General features: G+C 64.4%; 12 protein-coding genes. 6 read left to right on the top strand and 6 right to left on the bottom strand.

The annotated features are described in order from the left end of the window. The first annotated feature begins 128 nt into the window (after positions 1–128). Genes recC through KHO31_RS32540 form a run of 3 tightly spaced genes read left to right on the top strand, consistent with a single transcriptional unit; the run spans position 129 to position 9597 of the window. Complete coding sequence (recC, locus tag KHO31_RS32550; RefSeq protein ID WP_201075247.1) at positions 129–3530, top strand: exodeoxyribonuclease V subunit gamma; 3402 nt, start codon at positions 129–131, stop codon at positions 3528–3530. Then, positions 3527–7219 carry an exodeoxyribonuclease V subunit beta gene (gene recB / locus KHO31_RS32545; protein ID WP_201075245.1) on the top strand — a complete coding sequence of 1231 codons (3693 nt, stop codon included), beginning with the start codon at positions 3527–3529 and terminating at the stop codon, positions 7217–7219. Before recC ends, recB begins: the two co-directional genes overlap by 4 nt. Beyond that, positions 7216–9597 (top strand): AAA family ATPase, encoded by a 2382-nt coding sequence (locus KHO31_RS32540; protein ID WP_201085831.1) that lies wholly within the window; start codon positions 7216–7218, stop codon positions 9595–9597. The genes recB and KHO31_RS32540 overlap by 4 nt, the downstream gene beginning before the upstream one ends. A gap of 27 nt (positions 9598–9624) precedes the next feature. On the opposite strand, the gene KHO31_RS32535 is transcribed toward KHO31_RS32540, so the two are convergent. Continuing rightward, positions 9625–10266 (bottom strand): VC0807 family protein, encoded by a 642-nt coding sequence (locus KHO31_RS32535; protein WP_201075241.1) that lies wholly within the window; start codon positions 10264–10266, stop codon positions 9625–9627. A gap of 151 nt (positions 10267–10417) precedes the next feature. On the opposite strand from KHO31_RS32535, the gene arfB reads away from it, so the two are divergent. Further along, complete coding sequence (gene arfB, locus KHO31_RS32530) at positions 10418–10822, top strand: alternative ribosome rescue aminoacyl-tRNA hydrolase ArfB (protein ID WP_201075239.1); 405 nt, start codon at positions 10418–10420, stop codon at positions 10820–10822. Between the two features lie 16 nt (positions 10823–10838). Here the strand turns inward: arfB and KHO31_RS32525 are convergent, their stop codons facing one another. Continuing rightward, a complete protein-coding gene (locus KHO31_RS32525) occupies positions 10839–12134 on the bottom strand; it encodes an EAL domain-containing protein (protein WP_201075640.1) in 1296 nt (431 codons plus the stop codon). A 561-nt stretch (positions 12135–12695) separates the two neighbouring features. Between KHO31_RS32525 and KHO31_RS32520 the strand changes: the two genes are divergently transcribed. Then, positions 12696–12986 (top strand): putative quinol monooxygenase, encoded by a 291-nt coding sequence (locus tag KHO31_RS32520; protein WP_201075237.1) that lies wholly within the window; start codon positions 12696–12698, stop codon positions 12984–12986. 100 nt (positions 12987–13086) lie between these two features. Here the strand turns inward: KHO31_RS32520 and KHO31_RS32515 are convergent, their stop codons facing one another. The 3 genes from KHO31_RS32515 to KHO31_RS32505 all read right to left on the bottom strand — a co-directional run bounded on the left by KHO31_RS32515 (position 13087) and on the right by KHO31_RS32505 (position 14761). Beyond that, positions 13087–13344: a hypothetical protein gene (locus tag KHO31_RS32515; protein WP_007182306.1), complete on the bottom strand. Its 258-nt coding sequence runs from the start codon at positions 13342–13344 to the stop codon at positions 13087–13089. A 212-nt stretch (positions 13345–13556) separates the two neighbouring features. Then, positions 13557–13796 carry a hypothetical protein gene (locus KHO31_RS32510; RefSeq protein WP_201075235.1) on the bottom strand — a complete coding sequence of 80 codons (240 nt, stop codon included), beginning with the start codon at positions 13794–13796 and terminating at the stop codon, positions 13557–13559. A 245-nt stretch (positions 13797–14041) separates the two neighbouring features. After that, a complete protein-coding gene (locus KHO31_RS32505; RefSeq protein ID WP_236061233.1) occupies positions 14042–14761 on the bottom strand; it encodes a YdcF family protein in 720 nt (239 codons plus the stop codon). Positions 14762–15027: 266 nt separating this feature from the next. Here KHO31_RS32505 and KHO31_RS32500 point away from each other — a divergent pair, with 266 nt between their 5' ends. Next, positions 15028–15351 (top strand): hypothetical protein, encoded by a 324-nt coding sequence (locus KHO31_RS32500; protein ID WP_201075225.1) that lies wholly within the window; start codon positions 15028–15030, stop codon positions 15349–15351. 211 nt (positions 15352–15562) lie between these two features. Here the strand turns inward: KHO31_RS32500 and ltrA are convergent, their stop codons facing one another. Further along, entirely contained in the window at positions 15563–16930 is a 1368-nt protein-coding gene (gene ltrA, locus KHO31_RS32495) for a group II intron reverse transcriptase/maturase (RefSeq protein WP_211625208.1), read from the bottom strand. Between the last annotated feature and the right edge of the window lie 477 nt (positions 16931–17407).

Genomic DNA, 17407 nt, shown 5'->3' with positions numbered 1-17407 from the left:
ATTTTGTGCCTGATCTGACCTCGTCCGTTCGGCCAGGTTCTGCCCTGGGAGCGCGTTTGTTATGCTGTCGCTTCAATGTCTGTCGCGGCCCGGGCGTTCCGCTCGCGCCGTATGCTTCCCCGGAATCCATGCTCCAACTCTTCTACTCGAACCGCTACGAAACCCTTGTCGGCGCGCTGCTCGACGACCTGGCGCAAGCGCCGTCCGATCCCTGGACCGCGCAGCCCGTGATCGTCCCGAGCGCGGCGGTGCGGCGCCGGCTCGAGCTCGATATCGCCGCGCGCCAAGGCATCTGCGCGAATGTCAACTTTGGTTATCTCGCGCAGTGGCTGTGGGCGCAAATCGGCGGCGTGATCGAAGTGCCGAAGCATTCCCCATTCGCGCCGGACCGGCTCGTCTGGCGCTGCTACCGGCTGCTGGGAGACGCGGATGAAGGCCTCCCCTGGAACGCCTCGCCGCGTCTGCGTACGTATCTCGATGCGGCGGATGCGTCGATGCGCTACGAACTGGCGCGCCGCGTGGCCACCGTGCTCGACCACTATCTGACCTATCGCCCCGAATGGTTGTTGCAATGGCAGAAGGGTGGTTCGATCTTCGCGAGCGGCGCCGCGGACGACAACGGTCCGCGTCTTGTCGGCGCAAGTGAAGCGGCCCGGGAGGACGAGCGTTGGCAAGCCGCACTGTGGCGCGCCGTACTGGCCGAAGTGGCGGGCGACGCGCGAACGCCCGCGGCAGCCCTGCCGCCTGCTTATCGCTTTCTCGAAGAAATCGGCACACTCGATCTGGAAGCCATCTCGAACGCGCGGTGGCCCGAAGCGGTCAGCGTGTTCGCCCTGCCAACCATGCCGCCGTTGCACGTCGCTTTGCTGCGCGCGCTTTCGCGCTGGGTCGATGTGCGTCTGTATGTGATGAACCCGTGCCGCGAGTTCTGGTTCGACGTCGTCAGTGCGGGCCGAGTCGAGGCGCTCGATGCCGCCGGCCAGCTCGACTATCAGGAAGTGGGTCATCCGCTTCTCGCAGAGTGGGGCCGCCAGACCCAGGCGCAACTGCACATGCTGCATGAGCTGACCGAGAGCGCCGCATCCGGTGAGACCGGCGACTTCACCGAGAATCCGGAACCGAGCTGGCTCGCCGCCGTGCAGAACGGCATCCTCGATCTGCGGGCTGAAACAGGAACAGACGCGGACACAGACGAATTGCCGATCGAAAACGGCATTGAAGTCCATGTGTGTCACAGCCTGTCGCGGCAGCTCGAAGTACTGCATGACCGCCTGCTCGGCTGGTTCGACGAGTTCGACGAGTTCGACGATCTGCAGCCGTCCGACGTGCTGGTTGCCGTGTCCGATCTTGCAGCCGCCGGGCCATTGATCGATGCGGTGTTCGGCACCGCGCCCCCAGGCGACACTCGCCGCATTCCGTATCGGATCACCGGCTTGCCGCCCTCGCAGGCTAACCCGGTCGCGCGTTTGCTGCTGGATTGGCTGGCCTTGCCTGAGCGTAGCGTGGGTGCGCCGGATCTGATCGAATGGCTGCGGGTCGATGCGATCGCCGCGCGTTACGGGATCGATGCCAGTGCGCTCGAAGCCGCGCAGGAATGGCTCGCGGCAGCCGGTGCGCGTCGAGGGCTGGTGCCTATTGAACCGACGGGCGAACACGTGCCTGTCGCGCGTCATACGTTTGCCGATGCGCTGACCCGTCTGTACCTCGGCTACGCGATGCCGGACGGCGGCGAGCCAGTCGACGCGTGGCTGCCCGTCGAAGGCGCCGATGGCTCGGACGCCGAGTTGCTCGGCCGTCTCTCGCGTTTCGTCGACGATATCGATACCTTCGCACAACGCTGTGCGCTCGAGCAGACACCTGCCGAATGGACACAACTGCTGCTCGAGACGCTCGCGCAGTGTTTCGACGGTGGGGTCGAGTTTGCGGATTCGCTGGCGGCGGTGCGCGACGCCATCGACAAGATGGGTGACGCGATGCAAGCGGGCGCTCAGGACGTCGTGCTGCCGGCCGCCGTGGTACGCGGCGCGCTTACCGAGGCGCTCGACGACCCGGCGCGCGGCGGCGTGCCTTGGGGCAGCGTGACGTTTTCTTCGCTGACCAGCTTGCGCGGGTTGCCGTATCGCATCGTCTGCCTGCTCGGCATGGACGACGGCGTGTTGCCGAGTCTCGCCCGCGCCGACGAATTCGACCTGATGGCCGCGTTCGGTAAAGCAGGTGACCGGCAGCGCCGCGACGACGAACGCAATCTGTTCCTCGATCTGCTGCTGGCTGCGCGCGACCGGCTGTTTATCGCCTATACGGGCCGCAGCATTCGCGACAATGCGCCGTTGCCGCCGGCCGCACTGGTCGACGAATTGCTCGATCACCTCGCGCAGGTGTCGGCGGGGGAAGGGGCGAGTCCCGCGGAAGTTGACGCCGCGCGGCATGCGTTCATCGTCGATCATCCGCTGCAGGCGTTCGCGTCGGACTATTTCTCGTCGCAGCGAGGCCTCTTCACTTACGACATGGACCGCGCGGAACTGGCCAGTTTGCTGGCCGCGCCACAGCATCCGGCTGCCGCGCCGTTCTTCGATCAACCGTTGCCCGCCGAGGACACGGACTCCGTTGCATTCGACGAATTCGTGCGCTTCTGGCGTCATCCGGCGCGTGCATTGTTGCGCGATCGCCTGGGTATTGTGTTGTCGGATGCACAGGGCGAATTGCTCGACACCGAACCGTTCGAACTCGATTGGGCCGGCCGCGATGCCTTGGCGGAGCGGCTCCTGCCGGTACTGCTGGATAGCGATACAGAAGAAGACGACGACAGCATGTTCGAGCGCGTGCGCCGCGTCGCCGCGGCCAGTCCCGAACTGCCGGGTGGCGCGACCGGCGCGGTATGGCGCTCGCGCGAACTCGGCGCGCTGCGCCAGCTCGCCGACAGCGTGCGCCGCGAAGTCGCGTCGGGTGTAACGCGTTTGCCGTTCGTGCTCGATATCGTGCCGCGCTGGCCCGATCGTGCCGACATCGCCGATACGCTTTTCGGCCCTCACGACGCAGCGCTACGCAAAGCGGCCGAAGCACCGCTGCAATTGCACGGCACCTTGAATTTGCTGACCGAAACAGGACAAGTGATTTTCCGCTACGCCAAACCTACCGCGCGCGACTATCTGTCGGCGTGGCTTGCGCATCTGGTCTATTGCGCGGCGCAGCCGAACGGCCCACGGCGCACAGTTTGGCATGGCAGCGGCGAGAGCTTCGAGCTCACGCCGGTCGCCGCGCCGCTCGATGAACTGGCGCCACTTGCCGCGTTGTTCAGAGCAGGGCGCATGCTGCCGCTGCGCTTTTTCCCGAAGAGCGCGTGGGTGAAGGTCAGCGAGAGCGATTCCGCGGCGCAGGGTGTGTGGATCAATGATCGTGTGCGCGGCGAATCCGACGACCCCGCCTTGCGCATCGCGCTGCGCGGCACGCCGCTGACGCTCGACGAACCGTTTGGCAGTCTTGCCTCGATTGTTTTCAAACCGCTCGTGCAGCATCTGCGGAGCGCGTCATGAGCGGCGCCGTTCACCATCACGCGCTGGTCGCCGAAGAACTCGACGTCTTCGCCTGTTCGCTCGAGGGCGTCAATCAGATCGAGGCCTCGGCGGGAACCGGCAAGACCTGGAACATCTGCGCGTTGTACGTGCGGCTGCTGCTCGAAAAGAACCTGAACGCCGATCAGATTCTTGTCGTGACCTTTACGAAGGCGGCGACTGCGGAGCTGCACGAGCGGATTCGCGGGCGGCTCGCGGAACTGGATCGGGCGATCGATACAGACGACGATGGCGGCGATCCGTTCATCCAGCGTCTCTTTGAAACGACCCTCGCGCCGGAGCGTGGCATCGATCGTGAGACCGCGTTGAAGGTCGTGCGCCGCGCGCTGCGTACGTTCGACCAGGCCGCGATTCACACCATCCACGCGTTCTGTCAACGTGCCTTGCAGGAGGCGCCGTTTGCCGCGGCCATGCCGTTCGCGTTCGAAATGGAAGCCGACGACGCTGCCTTACGTTTCGAAATGGCGGCCGATTTCTGGCGCGAGAAAGTGGAGCCGGTCGCCTACGCACATCCTGCTTTCGCTGCATGGCTGGTGGCCAAACGCGCCGGTCCCGCGTCGCTCGATGAGCAACTCGCGCGGCGGTTGAAGAAGCCGTTGGCGCAGCTGCGCTGGGGCAAGGTCGATGCAGGTGGAAACAATGCCGATCCGCAGGCGGGTTTCGATGCTGCCCTCGCAGTCTGGCAGGCGGAGCGCGACACGATCGTCAGTCTGCTTGGAGGCGCGCAGGACCGTCTGAGCAAGACCTCGCACAAGCCTGAACTCGTGAGCGCCGCGATCGCCGCGTGGACCGAATACTTCGCCCAGGGCGATTGTCATGCGCCGCCGCCGAAGGCTGCGTTGAAGCTGACGGCTTCGGCGTTGAAAAAGGCCACCAAGGTCAAGTTCGAACCGCCTGAGCACCCGTTCTTCGAGCACGCCGAAGCGTTGGCCGCAGCCGTGGTCGCGGCCGAAGCCGCGCAACGCGCGCGTTGGCTCTCGCTCGTAGAAACCTGGCTCGACTATGCGCCCGCCGAACTGGTGGCTCGCAAACGCACGCGCCGGGTGGTGTCGTTCGACGATCTGCTGTCCAACCTGTATCGCGCGCTCGCTGCCAACCCCTGGCTTGCCGATGCTTTGCGTACGCGTTATCCGGCCGCGCTGATCGACGAGTTTCAGGATACCGATCCGCTGCAGTTCGCGATCTTCAGCCGCATCTTCGCGCCGGCCGGCCCGTTGTTTCTGGTCGGCGATCCGAAGCAGGCGATCTACAGTTTCCGTGCGGCGGACCTGCATACGTATCTGGCCGCGCGCGCGGCGGCGTCGGCGTGCTACACGCTCGCGGTCAATCAGCGTTCGACCGCGCCGATCGTCGAGGCCTGCAACCGGCTATTCGAAGCCAATCCGCAGGCCTTCGTGCTCGACGGTCTCGACTATCAGCCGGTGCGGGCTGGCGAGCGGCGTCGTCCGCCATTCTCCGAACCCAACGCGAGCGCCGGCGACTTCCGCATCTGGACTCTGCCGCATGGCGACGCCGCGTTGACCAAACGCGAAGCGCAGCGCGCGGCGAGCGAGGCCTGCGCCGCCGAGATCGTACGGCTGCTGCGCGGCGCGCGAGAAGGGTCGGTGACGATCGGCGACGCGCCGCTCGCACCGGGCAATATCGCTGTGCTCGTGCAAACGCATAAGCAGGGCAGTCTGATCAAGCGTGTGCTGGCGTCGTGGGGCGTCGGCAGCGTGGAACTGGCGCAGGCCTCGGTGTTCGCAACGCTCGACGCCGAGCAGATCGAACGCGTGCTGGCCGCGGTCGATACGCCGGGCGACCTGCGCCGTTTGCGCGCTGCGCTCGCCACCGATTGGCTCGGCCTCGACGCCACTGCGCTGTGGCGCCTCGAGCAGGTCGCCGACGCGCCGGCACCGGCCGACGATCCCGCGCATGCCGCGGATGCGATGGGGTGGGTCGAACGTTTCTCGCGTTATCGCACGCTATGGCACGAGCGCGGTTTCGCTTTGATGTGGCGCACGCTGATGCGCGAGCTGCGAGTCGCACAACGGTTGGTGGCCGGACCGGACGGCGAGCGCCGTCTGACGAACGTGAATCATCTGGCCGAACTCGTGCAGGCGCGTGCCGCCACGCAACCGGGCATCGCGCCGACTTTGCGCTGGCTCGCCGCGCAACGCACGCAAGGTGGCGGTGAAGACGCTCAGTTGCGGCTCGAGTCGGATCGCAACCTCGTGCAGATCGTGACCGTCCACAAATCGAAAGGGCTGGAATACGCGGTCGTTTTCTGTCCGTTTCTGAACGACGGTGCGCTGCGCGAGCCGCCGTCCTCCGGTTTGCCCGATGCGCGCGAGTATCACGACGACACGGGCGGCGCGGTGCTGCACTACGGTTGCGATGACGAAGAGGCCGAACGCGCGTCACGTCATGCGGCACGCGAACAGGCGGCGGAGCGCGCACGGCTCGTCTATGTGGCGCTGACGCGCGCGGTGTATCGCTGCTATCTGGTCGCCGGTACCTATCTTTCGTCGCGCTCCACCAAGGAGTCACGCCGCAGTGTGCTGAACTGGCTGGTGGGTGGTAGTGGTCACAGCTTTGACGATTGGCTCACCGATCCACCCGACGAATCCGCCTTATCCGAGCGATGGCGCGCGCTGGCGGGCGGCCCGATTGTCTTGCAGGCGTTGCCGGAAGTGGAGCGCCGCGTGCCGCTGGAAAGTCTTCAGGACAGCGGCGCGCGGATGCAGGCGCGTGCCAATCGGCGGCCGTTGCGCGATCAGTGGCGCATGGCGAGCTTCAGCGGCTTGATCGCCGCCGGCAGCAAAGCCGAGGAGACGCATACGCTAGCGGAAGAAGTGCGCCCCGATCACGATGAAATCGCCGACGCGCTCGCGCCTATGCCGTTGCCGGTGCCGCAAGCGCCGTCCTACGGCGAAGACGACATTCTCGCGTTTCCGCGCGGCGCGGCGGCGGGCGAGTGTCTGCATCGCATGTTCGAACTCGCGGATTTCACCGATCCGCATACGTGGCCGGACGCCATCCGGGGCGCGTTGCGCGAGCGCCCAGCGCCGGCTGTGCCCGAACTGGCGGCACGTTTGCCCAACATGATGCATAACCTGATTGCGGACGTCGTGACCACCGAGCTTGTGCCCGGCATGGCGCTCGCCAGGCTGGATCCGCAGCGCCGTCTGAACGAACTCGAATTTCTGTTTGCCGCGCCATCGCTCGATTTTCCGGCGTTGCGCAAGTTGCTGATCGAACACGGCTATCCCGACGTGGCGCTGGAATCCGGCGTGTTGCGCGGTTTCGTGAAAGGATTTATCGACATGATCGTCGAGCACGACGGACGTTTCTGGATCGTCGACTGGAAGTCGAACCATCTGGGCGACACCGTCGCCGACTACGCTGCGGCGCCGCTCGAAGCGGCCATGGCGAGCCACGCGTATCACCTGCAGGCGCTGCTCTATACGGTGGCGCTGCATCGCTATCTGAAAACGCGGGTGCGCGATTACGAGTACGACACGCACATCGGCGGCTATCTCTATCTGTTCGTGCGCGGCGTTCGTCCGCAGTGGCGCGATGCCGACGGGGCGGCGGGCGTGCACATGCGGCGGCCCGCATTCGAACTGGTGGCGTTGCTCGACGCGGCGATGATCGGAGGTGTCGCATGAGCACGTTCGAGCGGAACGCTTCCGCGCCGCCGGAGCTCGATGACATCGGGGTGAATTTACCGGCGCCAGCCGATTTCAGCACCGCGCTGGCCGAGGGGTTCGCGCGCCGCATCGGCACGCTGGCGCGGCGCGGCGGTGCATCGGGCGAGGCGGTGAAGTGGGCGGCACGAGCCGCCTTCGCCGCGAGCCGCGCGACGGCCGAAGGGCACGTGTGCCTGCCACTTGCGGTGCTGGCGCGACGCTTCGATGCATCGAGCGCGGACGTGCGCGCGGCGCTGTTCGCAAGTGGCATGGCTAGCGACGGTTCGCCGAGCGCGGCGGCTTTGCGGCCACTGGTAATCGATGGGCAAGGGCGACTGTATCTGGCGCGCTACTACGATTACGAACGGCGTCTCGCACGCTCGCTGGTTGCGCATGCGGGCGGGGGGCAGGTGGAGGGTGTGAGGGCTCGTGAGCATGCGCGGGCTGCGGCCGATGCCGATGCTCGCGCGAGTGCCGGCTCCGGTGCGGGTGGCGCTCCAGATACACAGACAGATGCCGGCGAAGGTGGAAAGGCTAGCGCCAGCGCGGCTTCACGCACGGGTGCCAGCGCAGATGCCAGTGCATACGCGGACACAACCGCCCAAACGCTGCACGAGCGTCTGCTGCGCTACTTCGGGCCGCCGCAGGACGACGAGGTCGACTGGCAACGTGTCGCGGCAGTCATGGCGCTGTCCGGGCGGTTGACCATCGTCAGCGGTGGTCCGGGCACCGGCAAGACCACGACGGTAGTCGGCGTGCTCGCCTGTTTGCTGGATGCGCAAGCCGATCTGCGCATCGCACTGGCGGCGCCGACAGGCAAAGCCGCGCAGCGGATGCAGGAAGCCTTGCTCGCACGTGCGGGCGATTTGCCGCCCGAACTCGCGGCGCGCTTGCCGCAGACGTCGTACACCTTGCATCGGCTGCTCGGTTCCGGGCCGGGCGGGCGCTTCCGGCATCATCGCGACAATCCGCTGCCTTATGACGTCGTCGTGATCGACGAGGCGTCGATGATCGACGTGGCGATGGCGGCGCATCTGCTCGATGCCATCGCGCCGCAGACGCGACTCGTGATGCTCGGTGACAAGGACCAACTCGCCGCCGTCGAGGCGGGTGCGGTGTTCGCCGAACTCAGCGCGCGGCCTGCTTTTACGCAACACGGACTGCAGCGGATCGCTGAAGCGCTTGGCATTGAAGCGGCGCGGTTGTCGCAGGCATTGCCGGGCGCACCGGGCGGCAACGACCAAGGGCCTGACGATTTTTTCGCGCATGCGGGTGCGCCGGACGATGTCGATGCGCCGCCTGACGACTTGTTCGTCGATGCCGATGCGCGCGGCGTCTTCGGTGGACCGCCCGGCGACGATCTGTTCGCGGGCACTACCGCGCCGGCTGCCGGAGCGCCACTGTCGCCATCGTCTCCAGATGCGGCACCGGCATCAAGATCGGCGTCAGGATCAGCACTAGGACCAGGCCCAGGACCAGGCCCAGGACCAGGCCCAGGACCAGGCTCAGCACCGCTTTCGCCCGCTCAAAACCCGCTCGCCGACTGCGTCGTCTGGCTCGAGCGTAACTATCGATTCGGCCTCGAATCGACGATCGGCCGCTTATCGCTCGCGATTCGCAACGGCGCAGCCGGAGCGGCGCTCGAAGTCCTGCGGATCGACCCCGCCGAACCCTGCGCAGCGGCGCTGCACGAAGACACGCATGCGACGCTTGCGGATCGCACCGTCGTGCGGCTAGCCGCAGGTTTTGCACCGTACGCGGATGCGCTTGCTGAAGCGCTGGCCGCCGATACGCCGGACCCATTGCCGCTCTTCGATGCGCTGAACCGTTTTCGAATTCTGTGCGCGACGCGCTCGGGGCCGCGCGGCGTCGATCAGGTGAATACCGCGATGGCCGCACAGGTGCGGCGCTCGGCGGGCGTGACGCTGGCAGTCGGCGCGCAGTGGTTCGCCGGACGCCCCGTTATGGTCACGCGCAACGATTACGCGCTCGGTCTGTTCAACGGCGACATCGGCATTGCGCTGCCGGGAGCGGGCGGCGCACTGCGCGTGTATTTCCGTACGGGTGACGGTGCTCTGCGAGCCGTGTCGCCTGCCGCGCTGCCGCCGCACGATACGGCATTCGCGCTCACGGTTCACAAGTCGCAAGGCTCGGAGTTCCAGCATGCAGTGTTGATGCTGCCGTCGGTGTTCAGTCGCGTGTTGTCGCGCGAACTCGTGTACACGGCAATTACCCGCGCGCGTGAGCGGGTGGAAGTGATCGGCGCGCGCGCCGTGCTGGCGCAGGCCATCGCGACGCCGACGCAACGTGACTCGGGCCTGGCCGCGCGAATTGCCGAGGCGTGGCGCGTCACTTAGTGTGCGGCGTGGGCGCCCAGGCCGTGCTCAGCTCGCGATTCCGTCCGGCTGTGCGCGTGCCTCGGCCCGGCTGCGGATGGCCTTGCGATACCACAGCGTCCACAGCATCAGGGCGCCGTAAATGCTATAGCCGATGAACGGCGAGATCACAAGAAAGCGTTCGATCGGCCAGGTGAGCGCCATCCATGCGCGTAGCGCCGTTTCACCGGTCAGGCCGACGCCCCATACCAGCGTCATGAACCGCATTGCACTGACGAGAGCAGGCCGCTCGCGCCACAACGTTTCGAAGCGCGCGGCACCGCCCTCCATTTCACGGGCGACGGTGGCGCGCGCGAGATAGAAGATCAGCGGACGGCGCATCGGCAAGGACAGCAGAAACACCACGCCCACCGCGCCGGACACCAGCGACTCTCGCAGCAACAGCATGCGCGGACTGCCGCCCAGCGCCATCGCCGCAATCGACAGCGCGATGCCCGCTACGACCATCGCGCTGATCGCATCGACGCGCCGGAAGCGTGCCAGCTCGATCAGGCTCCAGACGATCGGCGGCACGGCGGACGCGATTAGCGCGCCAGTCTCGCCCATGTGCGGCCGTGCGAGGCGGTACGCAAGCCACGGCAGCAGAAAGTTGACGGCCAGTTCCAGCACAAAACCTGGACGGAGTTTCATTTGAATTTACGCTGTAAGCGAAAACGGCAGTATCGGTGAACCGGAGGTGTCGATGCAAATAGTTTTTCGCATCGGCGGCGCCGCCTGATAGTCCTTAGCCCGTAATTGGCTGCGTCGTGTGTACACTTGCGTCTCTTAGCTCAATCCAGTCATGACATCCCGTTATCCGATCCCGCCGAACGAAATCGAATTGACCGCAGTGCGCGCGCAAGGGGCGGGCGGTCAGAACGTCAACAAGGTTTCGAGCGCCATCCATCTGCGTTTCGACGTGCACGCTTCGTCGTTACCGGAAGTGCTGAAGATGCGCCTGCTCGCGCTGTCCGATCATCGGCTCACGCGCGACGGGGTGGTGATCATCAAGGCGCAGCAGCATCGCACGCAGGAGATGAACCGCGCGGCGGCATTGGCGCGGCTCGATGAACTGATTGAAAGCGTCAGCGTGACGCGCAAGCCACGCGTCGCGACCCGGCCAACGCGCGCGTCGAATCGGCGTCGCCTCGACAGCAAGGCCAAGCGCAGTGAGATCAAATCCGGCCGCGGGCGGGTGGACGATTAAAGGGGGGCGGTCAGGCTCAGCGTTTGCCGCCGCGTCCGCCAGAACGCGTATCGGCCGGCGACGTCATTGGCACAAAGTCGACGCAAAGCACGTGTGTGCCGTCACGCTCGAATGCGATTGCCGCGGTATAGCAGTCCTGGCCGTCCGCGAGCGAATAGTGCGGCCCCATCATGGCGACGCGCCCTGGCGCGGCAAGCGCATGCTTGAAATATGCACGCCGTGACCAGTTGCTCCGCGTCTCGGTGTAGAGCGGCGCGAGCCGCAACGGAGGCGGCGGCACCGCGGCGGCAGTGACCGACGCTTCAGTCTGTTCGCCTTGACCGTCGGTGATGAACACACGGCGCGCTTCGGGCAAATGCCACACCTGTTGGGCCGCCTGCCGTAGATCGCCGGTGGCTTTGAAGGTATCGGCGGCGGCGAGCACGGCTTCGGCAAACCCTTCGAAGCCGAGCCGCTGGTGGCCGGCATGGGCGCGTTCATAAGCGGCGAACTTGGTCCAGATCGACTCGACCAGCGCCGGCACCCTGGCGCAAGCAGCCTGCACCGAACTCTGCGGCTGGCCGAGCCAGAAACCCTGCACGAAATCGACGTCGGCCTGCATCAGGATCATCAACTCTTCGTCAGTTTCGACGCCTTCGGCCAGCACCAGCGTACCGGACTGATGGAGCATTGCGATGAGGTGGCTGATCATCGAATCGTCGCCTTCACGCTTGCCCGCACGCGCGACCAGCGAGCGGTCGAGCTTCACAATGTCGGGGCGAAAGCGCCACACGCGGTCGAAGTTCGAAAAACCGGTGCCGAAATCGTCGATCGCGATCAGGAAGTCGCGTGGCTGCGACGCCGCGAGCATGCTGGCGACGGCGGATTCATCGTCGGCGGGTTGTTCGAGTACTTCGATGACGATGCGTTCCTGCGACAGGCCGAAGTGCGCCGAGAGCTCGTCGATGAAGGCGCGCTGCGGCCAGCCGGTTTCGAACACCTGCGGGCGCGTATTCAGAAACAGCCACCCGGTACTGATGCCCTGCTCCATGAAATTCGCTACATGCAGGCAGCGTGCGATGCGGTCGAGTTCGCGTGCGTCGGCGGCCGAGCGTGTGCCGGAGAAAAGCACTTCCGGCGATACCGGCAAGCCGACCGGATCGAATGCGCGCAGCAAGCCCTCATAGCCGACCACCGACTGATGCGTGACGGACAGCACCGGCTGGAAGACGCTGTGCAGGGTCAGCGCGCGCCACGTCGCGGTCCAGCCGGACTCGTCCCGGACCAGATGCGGGAGCAGGCCGCTGAGGGTCAATTCTCTGACGGTCGGCATAAAGGCAGGCATGAGTGCGGGCATAGTGACATCGCGGCAAACGAGTGACGGGGCGCGCAGACAGATTCAGCGCGCAGCGAATGCCCAGCCCAGGCGCCGGCGGGGGAAGGCGGGCAAAACCCGGAAACGCGGAGAGCAATGCCAGCCATGCTGGGCTCCGGCGGGATTAGTCAAAACCAGTCTAGCAGTTCGCACTTCGCATGAATGTGCGGGTTATCACAGACGCGGGACGTGGCCGAGTACCCGCCAGACCGGTGTGACACGGTAGCCGGAGCCAGTGTTGAGGGCGTCCGGCGCCGGCTTCGCGCGTGTTTGCTTCGTGCGGAACCGATCGTTTCAAACGCAATCAATCGCGCGTATGAAGCCGAGGGTAGCAGGGCGGTGAGTGGCCGCCCGCCAAACTCCAGGCAAGGACGGTGCTCAGACGTTTTCTGCACGCGGGGCCATTTGTCAGGCTAAGCAGGCCATCGCCGCGTGAGCCTGGCCGGTGTGCGTGAGCGCCTGCAGGTTCGGCGGCCGACGGGTATGCTGCTGCTTTTTGTGAACAATCGGAGGACAAGCATGGCGGAAATCGCGGTGGTCGCAATTTCGGTGGCAAAGCCGGGCCATGAAGAGCAACTGCGCGAAGCGCTCGAAGGCATCGTCGGGCCGACGCGTAAAGAGCAGGGTGCGCTTCAATACGATCTGCATCGCGACGTACAGGAGCCGCGCCGGTTCGTGTTTGTCGAGCGTTGGGAAAGCCAGGAAGCGTTGGCGGCGCATGCCGGATCCGCACACATTGCGGCTTATAAGAAAACCGTGGCGGACTGGGTCGAACACGCGGAAATTCGCGTCGTGTCGAAGATCGCGTGAGCGCGTAGGGGGCGAACAGCGGGGGCGAACAGCGAGGGTCGAACAGCGGCGAGTGAGCTGCCAGGCCGGATCCGGCCTGTGCGGCGCTCGCCGTTTGTCTTTAGTGCGTGGCTTGCGGGACGTCGAGGATCAGGATGATGGTCCAGTCGGCGTCGCCATCGTGGTGATACTGGCGCTCCGCGACGATGAACGGTTGCTGCTTGCCGTCCGGGCCAAGAAACAGCACGTCGCCTTCCATCGGCAGGCACTCGACGGGGGGCAGCGCGAGGAACGCTTCCTGACCGCCGCGCGGCATCAGTTTTTCGATTTTGCGAGATGCTGCTTCAGTCCATTCGATATCTAGCTGGATGTTGCTCATGCTGTCCTCCGCACCAAGGTGCGCACAGGTTAGGGGGATTCCGGCCGGGCGACGGTCGCCGGGCGCCGGTCGGTGCGCGACTTTAGCATAACGTCAGCCGGGCGCAGCGGGCCTGTAGCCAGTCCATTAGACAACAAAAAAGCCGAAGCCGGCGGTGCCGGCTTCGGCTTTTCACCTTCGCGGCGCGGCCGCGGGTGATGCTGTCGCTGCGCTTACGAACTGGCGGCCATCGGCTTGGCGGCCTTCTTATGATGCGGGGCCATCTTGTGATGCTTCTCCGGCATAGGTGCGCTTTCCATTGCTTGCTGGCGGCTTTGCAATTCTTGCGCGCGCTGCTCGACGTCGGCGGCCTTGGCCGGATCGGTGCTCATCATGACGCCGTTGTCCTGCGCATAGGCCGCGCCCGTTACGGCACTGAGGGAAACCAGGATCGCCAGGGACACTTTCTTCATCGTTACCTCCGCAGAGTGGTTATGGACCCGAGTATTTGCCTGTCCAATCGGAAAGACAATGCATTCTAGCCAGCAATATCCGCTCCAGCGGACGTTTTGTAACGGCAATGACAAATCGTTACATCTTGTTACGTTCGATCCACAATTGCTGTCGATGACGATTTCCCGTCAAATTCGATAGTGCTTTGCCGACATAAAGAATATTCGTATCTCTAAATAAATTGGCTCGTCACGGCGTGTGAGATTCAGAACCATCCAATTGCACGATAGACGTGAAATTGGGCAATTCCAATCAGTTCGTGCAGCGCAATTTCCGCGTTCACCAGATTGTCATAGCGCGGCAGTACACCGAGATGTGCGCGCCGCGCGCTCGAGATCATCGGCTGCGGTGCGAGGCCGAATCGATGGAAGTCGAGCAAAGCGCGCGGCATCTGGTACGCGGAGGTGACGAGTATCAAGGAATCGTAACGTGACCGGTCGAGAATAGCGGAGACGTTGCGGGCGTTTTCGTAAGTCGTGCGGCTGCTGTTTTCCAGCACGATGTCCGCGCGCGGCACCTGTTTGCGCAACAGGTAGGGCAGATAGGTGTCCGCTTCGGTTGCGCTATGCCGCTGCGGATTGCCACCGCTCACGATCACCTGACAGGTGGCCGCCGTACGCTTGCAGGCCGCATAGTTTTCCGCGCTCACTGCAATGCGCGCGAGCACGTCGTGCGGTGGCACGAGCACGTTATCGTCGTCGTAGATGGTGCCGCCGCCGAGCATGATGATCGCAGTGCGCGGTGCAAAGCTGGCGGGCACGTCGGTTTGCCGGTGCGGCTGCACCAATTCCAGCAATGGAGCGGTGAGCCAGCCGGCGGCGAGCAGCCAGAACACGGCGATCGTGCCAATGGCGAGGGGCCGGCGGGCCCTTTTCCATAGCACGATTGCTGCAAAAAAAAGCGCTAATAAAGTGAATAGAATCAATTTAAATGGGGTAACGTATGACTTTCGGGACAAATCTATGGGCTTGCTATCGCGCCGCAGCGGTTGCATCGTCGGCCCGTAGACAGAACGCTAACATGCCGTTCAGACGGGGGTTCCGAAAACGAGACCAGGCAGCACCTGGCGGAATTTGACTGCATGATCTGCGGCCAGCTTCCAGCCAAGGGCGGGTGCTATGCGCGTCACTGGTGGCGCGGTGACGTGTTGGGCATAGATGTGTCATAGCTGCACTTTAAGAAAGAAGTGAGATGACCACGTATTCCAACGAAGCGGTACTTGAAGCGCTGCGGCGGGCGCAATATCGCCAGGTCCCATGGGCCAGACGACCGGGTGTATTCCAATATCTTCGCGCGCTGGGCCTGATGGACACTGTTCGGCAGCGCACCGTCGCGCCGGCTCCCGGTTTTCATGCGCCTGTCGATATCGCCGTGCTCACAGAGCGGGGCAGGGCCGAGTTCGCGAGGCTCGCGCACGACGAACGCCTGTTGAGCTGGACCGTACAGCGAATGAACGACTACGTCGTCGCGACAGCTGAATCGCGGCCCACAGCCGCTCTCGAAGCCCGGCCTTAGGGACGGCGGGCAGGCAGGCGCTGTTTTTCCGGCCGCTTTACGCGGCTGGCGGTGATTTTATTGCTTTGCTTATTGCTCAGCTTATGCGCCTGGGGACAGTGCGTGCCGCCCGCCCGTTGATGATCGGGATAGGGGCAGGCCTCACGGCCCGACCCCTCCCACACCACCGTGCGTACGGGTCCGTACACGGCGGTTCGGATCGGTTGACCGGCTAGACATTCAACGATGGAAGACCGAGAGATCGCAGAAACCGATTGGTCAGCGCCCGTTGCATCGCAGGGCTGTTACTCAGCCGCCAGGCGTTGTGCGGGGACCCAGCCGTCTGGGCGGCAAGATTCCGATCGACTCCGCGCGCCAGCAACTCCCGGAAGCGGGTGCTCCCGCGTCGCCACTGCTTCCAGAAGAAGCAGCGGATCCGGCGGCGCACCCATTCATCCAGACGCTGAAGGACACTCGGCGTTTCGCAGAATCCGAAGTAGCCGCGCCATCCAGTCAGATAACGGTTCAGCGCGCCGATCATCTGGTCGACGCTGACCCCTCGCGTGCGTTGGGTCAATTCTCGGATCCGCTCCTTGAAACGGGTCTGGGCCGTGGACGCAATGCGCCGTTTGGCCTGTACCTGCCCCGAGAAGGTGAACCCAAGGAATTTGCGTGTGTGTGGCCGCGCGACCGCACTCTTCGACTCATTGACCTTCAGCTTCAACCTGCCGGTGAGGAAGGCTTTCAGCCCCGCCATCACCCGCTGGCCTGCGCGTTCGCTGCGTACGTAGACATTACAGTCGTCGGCGTACCTCACGAAGCGCAGTCCGCGTCGCTCAAGCTCCCGGTCAAGATCATCGAGCATCAGATTGGATAACAACGGTGACAGCGGGCCGCCCTGGGGCGTCCCTTCGTCCGTTGCGCCAACCAGCCCGTTTTCCAGCACGCCCGCCGTCAGGAAGGAGCGGATCAGCTTCAGGACTCGCCTGTCGCTGACACGCTTTGCCACCCGGCTCATCAGGATATCGTGGCTCACGCGATCGAAGAATTTCTCGAGGTCCAAATCTACAACCCATCGATACCCCGACTGGATGTAGCTTTGCGCCTTTGCCACGGCCTGATGCGCCGAGCGTCCCGGACGGAAACCATAACTGGAATCCGAGAACGTCGGGTCCCACCGCTTTTGCAGCACCTGCAATACCGCCTGCTGAATGAATCGATCAAGCGCGCACGGGATGCCGAGCTTGCGCACGCCACCTCCATCCGGCTTGGGTATCTCGACCCGTCTGACAGGTTGTGGCTTGTACGTGCCTTCCAGCATCATGGACCGTATCGTCGGCCAGTGCTCACGCAGGTACACCGGTAATGCCTGAACCGTCATGCCGTCCACGCCCGGTGCGCCTTTGTTTGCTTTCACACGTTTCAACGCCTGCTTCAGGTTCTCCCGTTCGCAGACTTCTTCCATCAGTCGGTCACAAGCCGACGGGCTTTCAGTTTCGGGGTTCGCCGCCATAGGTTCAGCCCCTCGATCGCCAGTCCTCGGGGCTTCACCCCTACCTCCGGCATCAAGGACGCGATGCGTTTTCTGCTGCGTTCCCATGTCGAGTTCTCCGGCTTACTTGCCGCTCCTCTCCGTTTGGGCCTTCGGGCGTCGCCGCCCTACTATGCCCGCTGCTGACTCCTGCACGGTGGTCAACGTCCCTTGCGGTCCGTTCAGTCCTGATTCCAGGACGCCGCGCAGGCCTCCCGAGGTAAGCTCAACCGCCTTCACCACACACCTGCCAGATCTACCACCCCGGTCCTTGATGGTTGTGGACTTCACGATCATTGGCTCGCTCGTCCGGCCGGGTAGGCCTCATATCTGGTTTCTGTTCGTCAGGTCGTGGCTTTGCTACGCGCTTCCTTCAGACCCCGCCTCGCGACGACGCCCTTGCGTTTCGCTAGTCCTTCACCACCATCAGGCTGGACAGATCCTATGAGCAGGGGACGTCGACGAACTGATACGTAAAATCAGCGTGTCGAGTCCTGTTCAAAGGAGAGAGCATCATGCGCACGGATCAGACGTTCACGACGGGTG

It is taken from the genome of Paraburkholderia domus (assembly GCF_905220705.1).
GTDB lineage: Bacteria > Pseudomonadota > Gammaproteobacteria > Burkholderiales > Burkholderiaceae > Paraburkholderia > Paraburkholderia domus.
This window is presented reverse-complemented; position numbering and strand designations above follow the sequence as displayed.

Excerpts from the sequence above, each read along its gene's own strand:
- recC (WP_201075247.1), top strand. The coding sequence starts at position 129 with ATGCTCCAACTCTTCTACTCGAACCGCTACGAAACCCTTGTCGGCGCG.
- recB (WP_201075245.1), top strand. The coding sequence starts at position 3,527 with ATGAGCGGCGCCGTTCACCATCACGCGCTGGTCGCCGAAGAACTCGAC.
- KHO31_RS32540 (WP_201085831.1), top strand. The coding sequence starts at position 7,216 with ATGAGCACGTTCGAGCGGAACGCTTCCGCGCCGCCGGAGCTCGATGAC.
- KHO31_RS32535 (WP_201075241.1), bottom strand. The coding sequence starts at position 10,266 with ATGAAACTCCGTCCAGGTTTTGTGCTGGAACTGGCCGTCAACTTTCTG.
- arfB (WP_201075239.1), top strand. The coding sequence starts at position 10,418 with ATGACATCCCGTTATCCGATCCCGCCGAACGAAATCGAATTGACCGCA.
- KHO31_RS32525 (WP_201075640.1), bottom strand. The coding sequence starts at position 12,134 with ATGCCGACCGTCAGAGAATTGACCCTCAGCGGCCTGCTCCCGCATCTG.
- KHO31_RS32520 (WP_201075237.1), top strand. The coding sequence starts at position 12,696 with ATGGCGGAAATCGCGGTGGTCGCAATTTCGGTGGCAAAGCCGGGCCAT.
- KHO31_RS32515 (WP_007182306.1), bottom strand. The coding sequence starts at position 13,344 with ATGAGCAACATCCAGCTAGATATCGAATGGACTGAAGCAGCATCTCGC.
- KHO31_RS32510 (WP_201075235.1), bottom strand. The coding sequence starts at position 13,796 with ATGAAGAAAGTGTCCCTGGCGATCCTGGTTTCCCTCAGTGCCGTAACG.
- KHO31_RS32500 (WP_201075225.1), top strand. The coding sequence starts at position 15,028 with ATGACCACGTATTCCAACGAAGCGGTACTTGAAGCGCTGCGGCGGGCG.
- ltrA (WP_211625208.1), bottom strand. The coding sequence starts at position 16,930 with ATGGGAACGCAGCAGAAAACGCATCGCGTCCTTGATGCCGGAGGTAGG.